Origin of the sequence: uncultured Candidatus Thioglobus sp. (assembly GCF_963981275.1) — a bacterium.
Classification (GTDB): domain Bacteria; phylum Pseudomonadota; class Gammaproteobacteria; order PS1; family Pseudothioglobaceae; genus Thioglobus_A.
Genome location: NZ_CAXCCZ010000052.1, coordinates 1 through 4898 on the forward strand (window position 1 = coordinate 1; position 4898 = coordinate 4898).

General features: G+C 39.9%; 7 protein-coding genes and 1 pseudogene. 1 reads left to right on the forward strand and 7 read right to left on the reverse strand.

The window, feature by feature from the left end; translation table 11 throughout:
* The 7 genes and pseudogenes from ABNR88_RS06860 to rdgB all read right to left on the reverse strand — a co-directional run.
* Nucleotides 1-185, reverse strand: a pseudogene (locus ABNR88_RS06860) (dihydroorotate dehydrogenase electron transfer subunit); the annotation flags it as partial.
* Nucleotides 178-1056 (reverse strand): acetylglutamate kinase, encoded by an 879-nt coding sequence (gene argB / locus ABNR88_RS06865; protein ID WP_348670222.1) that lies wholly within the window; start codon nt 1054-1056, stop codon nt 178-180. The gene argB and the pseudogene ABNR88_RS06860, both read right to left, overlap by 8 nt.
* Before the next feature lie 67 nt (nt 1057-1123).
* Nucleotides 1124-1555 (reverse strand): DUF4396 domain-containing protein, encoded by a 432-nt coding sequence (locus ABNR88_RS06870; RefSeq protein ID WP_291926446.1) that lies wholly within the window; start codon nt 1553-1555, stop codon nt 1124-1126.
* A gap of 61 nt (nt 1556-1616) precedes the next feature.
* Nucleotides 1617-2024, reverse strand: a complete 408-nt coding sequence (locus ABNR88_RS06875; protein ID WP_291926451.1) for a c-type cytochrome — start codon at nt 2022-2024, stop codon at nt 1617-1619.
* A 170-nt stretch (nt 2025-2194) separates the two neighbouring features.
* Complete coding sequence (locus ABNR88_RS06880) at nt 2195-2452, reverse strand: hypothetical protein (protein WP_348670223.1); 258 nt, start codon at nt 2450-2452, stop codon at nt 2195-2197.
* Nucleotides 2453-2503: 51 nt separating this feature from the next.
* Nucleotides 2504-3610, reverse strand: a complete 1107-nt coding sequence (gene hemW / locus ABNR88_RS06885) for a radical SAM family heme chaperone HemW (RefSeq protein ID WP_291926456.1) — start codon at nt 3608-3610, stop codon at nt 2504-2506.
* A gap of 6 nt (nt 3611-3616) precedes the next feature.
* Nucleotides 3617-4204 (reverse strand): RdgB/HAM1 family non-canonical purine NTP pyrophosphatase, encoded by a 588-nt coding sequence (gene rdgB / locus ABNR88_RS06890; RefSeq protein ID WP_291926459.1) that lies wholly within the window; start codon nt 4202-4204, stop codon nt 3617-3619.
* A 62-nt stretch (nt 4205-4266) separates the two neighbouring features.
* Between rdgB and rpiA the strand changes: the two genes are divergently transcribed.
* On the forward strand, nt 4267-4898 hold a 632-nt coding region (rpiA, locus tag ABNR88_RS06895), incomplete at its 3' end, for a ribose-5-phosphate isomerase RpiA (protein WP_348670224.1).

Here is a 4898-nt window from a genome sequence, read left to right on the forward strand (position 1 = left end):
ATTGAAATTGGACGTCGCATTGACAAAGCATCCGACACAGTGATATGCACAAATTGGCCTGGTTTGGTTTCATTGGCAATAGTCTCAGAAGACAGCGTCAAAATATATTGATCGCCCTCAAATTGATAATGCGCCAATACTTGGCAGTCTACGACTTTAATAGTGTTACGATTATTTTTACTCATTGCAGGTAATTAGTGTACCAACACCGTTGTCGGTAAAGATTTCTAAAAGAACGGCGTGTGAGACACGGCCATCAATAATGTGTGTGGATTTAACGCCGTTTTTCACCGCTGATAAAGCACAGCCGATCTTTGGCAACATGCCACCATGAATCGTACCATCGGTGATTAAACTATCTACCATTTTTGCATCCAAACCAGTGAGCAATTCACCTTCACCATCTAATAGTCCAGAGGTATTGGTTAGTAAAATAAGTTTTTCAGCGCCAAGAGCTTCAGCAATCGATCCAGCTACTAAATCAGCATTAATGTTGTAAGAGAATCCATCTTTGCCAACACCAATCGGTGCAATGACCGGGATAAAATCACCCTTTAGTAGCAGCTCGATCACCGAGGTGTCGATCTCATCAACCTCACCCACATGGCCCAGATCGATAATTTCAGAAGTAGGCTCGATATCGTGCTTTAATTTTTTAGCTGAAATCAGACTACCATCTTTGCCCGTTAAGCCGATTGAGTGGCCGCCATGTTGGTGAATTAAATTAACGATTTCTTTATTAACTAAGCCACCTAGCACCATCTCAACCACATCCATGGTTTCAGAATCTGTCACCCGCATGCCACCGATAAACTCACTTTGCTTGCCGATCTTTTCTAGTGTTTTGCCAATCTGAGGCCCGCCACCATGCACTACAATCGGGTTCATGCCAACAGATTTCATTAATACAATGTCACGTGCAAAGCTTGATTTTAGCTTTTCATCGACCATAGCATTGCCACCATATTTAATAACGATGGTTTTGCCTTGAAATTTTTGAATATATGGCAAGCTTTCAGTTAGAACGCTGGCAATATTGTGTGTAGTATCTGACATGTCAAATAAATGTAGAAAGTAATTAAATGGCTATTTTACCAACAACAACGATCAGTATCGATATTCTTCAATGACAAGCTTTCCCTAGTGCTTTTAGGCGCCAATAGTTATAAGGCCACGGCGTAATAAAACCAAAGAATAAAGAGATTGGAACAACCCACCAAACAAAAAACGCACCGCCAGTTAGGTAGTAGTCTGTCAAATTCATGGCAAATTCCATAGCAAGCATTGAAATTAAACTCATGCCTACTGCCATCTTAAATGCTTCGTAAGTCTGCATTTTCTGGCGAATCAGCATATAGGTTTCCAAGGCTATACTGGTCAATATTCCATTAATAGTCGCCCAAATAAAAATAACTAATGTACTTGCACTGAACTGGGTAAACTGAAAAAAAGCAATCGTACCAAAATCACCAACAGCGCAACCAATCAAACACCATTTGGTATTATTAGCACTACGCTTCCAAGTGTGCTTGCATGACCAAAACCCTTGATTCATAGCTTTACTCCATTGCAATTTGTAATTTCATACTACCCCTAATAGGCGTTACACGCAAAGGCTACTTAAACCGTTTATCGTATTTTTTTTGAGTATCTTCAGGCCAAAGATCATGAATATAATCAAGTGCCGCTTGCTTTTCCTCTTCGCTCAATTGATCTTTAAAACCTGGCATCCAGCCACCTAGTTTAATACCGCCATTGTTAATCGTATTCATTAGTGCTTTTGGAGAATGGTGCCAAGCGTGCGCCGTCCCATTGACTGGTGGCGCGGGGAATTTGCCATCAGCCTGTCTTTGCTTCCAATCTTTAACAAGCCCTTGTCCACTCTTGCCGTGACAAGAGGCACAGTTTTTTTCAAATGTAACTTGCCCTAATTGAGCGCTATCTTTAGCTGCCACTGGCGTATCGCCATTATCAAAGCAACCTGTTAAAAATAATGCGCTTGATAAAATAATTAATACCTTCATGTTGTTTTTCCTTTAATTAAATAATATACTGATAATTTTTGACTTAAGATTATTAAGCCTGGTTTTTATACTTTCTTAAAAAAATTAGGAGCTCTAGCCAGGCGTGGATTGCAAATTTGCTTATTCATGATTAAAACTAAAAACAAGATTTGATAACACCTTACTAGCAGTTAAATTATTGGAGGAGGTGTGGAAACTTTGAGAGTAATTGACACATAAGAGGGGTCGAGCATGGCAAAAGAGGTTGCTATTTTGGGTGTTATAATTTTAGATAAAATCTCAACATGGTCAATCGCAGAGCTTTGTGTGCAGTCAGCATGAGTATGCGCGCCCATCAACATATTGCTTTCAATATTGTTGGCGTGCGCACACTTAAAGCCCACTTCATTTGTTTTACCTGCCCCAGACCCGGCCAGGGCTGTAGACATAAAAATAAACAAGATTAAAGAGAAAATAGTCTTCATATTGAAAAAATTATATCACAGAAAATATGACTGCAAATCGTTTAAAAAATCATACCCTTTTTTGGTTGGAATAATTTTATCAGCCTGAGCTTTTAATAATCCCGCAGTCGTTGCTTGCTGAATCTGATTAGTAATATCATCCATCGATTGGCCCGTGCGACTGAGAAATAACACAGAATCAAATCCATTTTTTAGCCTAAGCGCATTGAGCATAAATTCAAAAGCTAAATTTTCAATATGTTCGGTGGTTTTTTTGCGATTTTGAATGTAATCTTTGGGCGCTTTTGATTTAAGCGTTCTGATCATTGAGCTATCTTTGGCGAGTGTAATTTTGCCATGAGCACCTGCACCAATGCCAATATAGTCGCCAAATTCCCAATAGTTTAGATTGTGCCTTGACGGCTTTTTACCAAAGGCAGACACCTCGTAACGATTAAAACCATGAGACTCTAATAGCTTAACACCAACCTCTCCCATGGTCCAAATATCATCATCAGCCGGCAACTTGGGTGGAAATTTTGAAAACAAGGTGTTCGGCTCAATCGTCAGTTGATAAAAAGAAATATGCGTAGGATTTAGATCAACTGCTTGTTGCAAATCAGCCAGACACTCATCTATAGATTGCCCTTGCAATCCATACATTAAGTCAATATTGAAATTATCAAAAATCTTTGCTGCCTGGGTGCAGGCCTTGCCTGCCTCATATGCATTATGAATACGTCCTAGTGCTTGTAAGTTTTGATTATTAAATGATTGCACGCCGATTGACAAACGATTAATGCCTATTTCTTTAAAGGCTTTAAATTTTTCAATCTCGAATGTGCCTGGGTTTGTCTCAAGTGTGATTTCAATATTATTGTCAAAAACCAAGCGTGACTTTAGCCCGTTAAACAACTGAGATAAGTCCTGCTCAGTCATCAAACTTGGCGTGCCACCGCCAATAAATATCGAATGAATAGACCGGCCTTGTACGTATGATAAATCAGTATCAAGATCTGCTAATAATGCTGAAATATACCCATCTCTATCCTCGCCTTCATGGGAGTTGAAATCGCAATAGGGGCACTTTTTAACACACCAAGGATAGTGAATATAGAGTGATAAAGGTGGTAATTCTAGCATTTAGATCTATTTTTTTAACTCTGCTAGTAACGCCTGCAACGCTTTACCTCGATGCGAAATGGTGTTTTTAATCTCCGGTGAAAGCTCTGCTGAAGCCTTGGAATGAGTTGGTACATAAAAAATTGGGTCATAGCCAAAGCCGTTTTTACCCGCTTTTTCTCGAAGAATTTCACCCTCCCAGCCGCGCTGAATAATGATTGGTGTTGGATCATTCGCATGCTCAACAAATACTATGGCACACCAAAATCGCGCACTACGCTGTCCATCTGGAATCTGACTCATATCTCTCAATACTTTCTGTGTATTGGCTTCATCATCGCCATGATTACCCGCAAAACGCGCGGAATAAATACCGGGCGCACCATTTAGTGCATCCACCACAATGCCAGAGTCATCAGCAAGCGCTGGCAAGCCAGATTGCTCCGATGCATTGCGAGCTTTAATGAGTGCATTTTCAACAAAGGTTAGGCCAATTTCTGGCACTTCTTCTACGTTCATATCGCTCATGGAAACTACTTCGTAAACACCCTCTAACATGGCGTTAAACTCTCTGATTTTTCCTTTGTTGTTACTAGCAAGAATGATTTTTTTCATAATAGATAAGAGTAAAGTCTCAGTGTATAATCGACCGAATAAATAAAAATTTGGAGCACATTATGACTCAAGACGAAATGAAATTCGACGTGGCGCAAGCAGCACTTAAGTACGTTGTTAAGGATACTATTATAGGCGTGGGCACTGGATCAACGGCTAATTTTTTCATTGATGCTTTAGCCACAATGAAAGATGATATTGTGGGTTGTGTTGCTAGCTCAATTGCAACTCAAGAGCGCCTAGAAAGTCATGGCATTAAGGTATTTGATCTAAACGATGTTGAGCAGATTTCTGTTTATATCGATGGTGCTGATGAGTCTGATGATGGCTTAAATCTTATCAAAGGTGGCGGTGGCGCACTGACGCGTGAAAAAATTGTAGCAGCTGTAGCTGATAGCTTTGTGTGTATTGCAGATGAGTCAAAATTAGTGCCTGTTATGGGTGAGTTCCCACTGCCTGTTGAAGTGATTCCAATGGCGGCTAATCATGTTAAACGCATTATTGAAAAAGACATTGGTGGCCAAGCCATCCTTAGAGATTTTACAACCGACAATGGCAATCAAATTTTAGACATTACCGGATTAAAAATTACTGATGCTAAAGCTCTAGAAACCAAATTAGACAGCATTGTTGGCGTAGTAACCAACGGCTTATTTGCTAATCGTGGTGCTAATGTATTGCTACTAGGTACACC

Bases quoted from the DNA above. Each gene is read 5' to 3' on its own strand.
- argB (WP_348670222.1), bottom strand. From the start codon at position 1,056: ATGTCAGATACTACACACAATATTGCCAGCGTTCTAACTGAAAGCTTG.
- ABNR88_RS06870 (WP_291926446.1), bottom strand. From the start codon at position 1,555: ATGAATCAAGGGTTTTGGTCATGCAAGCACACTTGGAAGCGTAGTGCT.
- ABNR88_RS06875 (WP_291926451.1), bottom strand. From the start codon at position 2,024: ATGAAGGTATTAATTATTTTATCAAGCGCATTATTTTTAACAGGTTGC.
- ABNR88_RS06880 (WP_348670223.1), bottom strand. From the start codon at position 2,452: ATGTCTACAGCCCTGGCCGGGTCTGGGGCAGGTAAAACAAATGAAGTG.
- hemW (WP_291926456.1), bottom strand. From the start codon at position 3,610: ATGCTAGAATTACCACCTTTATCACTCTATATTCACTATCCTTGGTGT.
- rdgB (WP_291926459.1), bottom strand. From the start codon at position 4,204: ATGAAAAAAATCATTCTTGCTAGTAACAACAAAGGAAAAATCAGAGAG.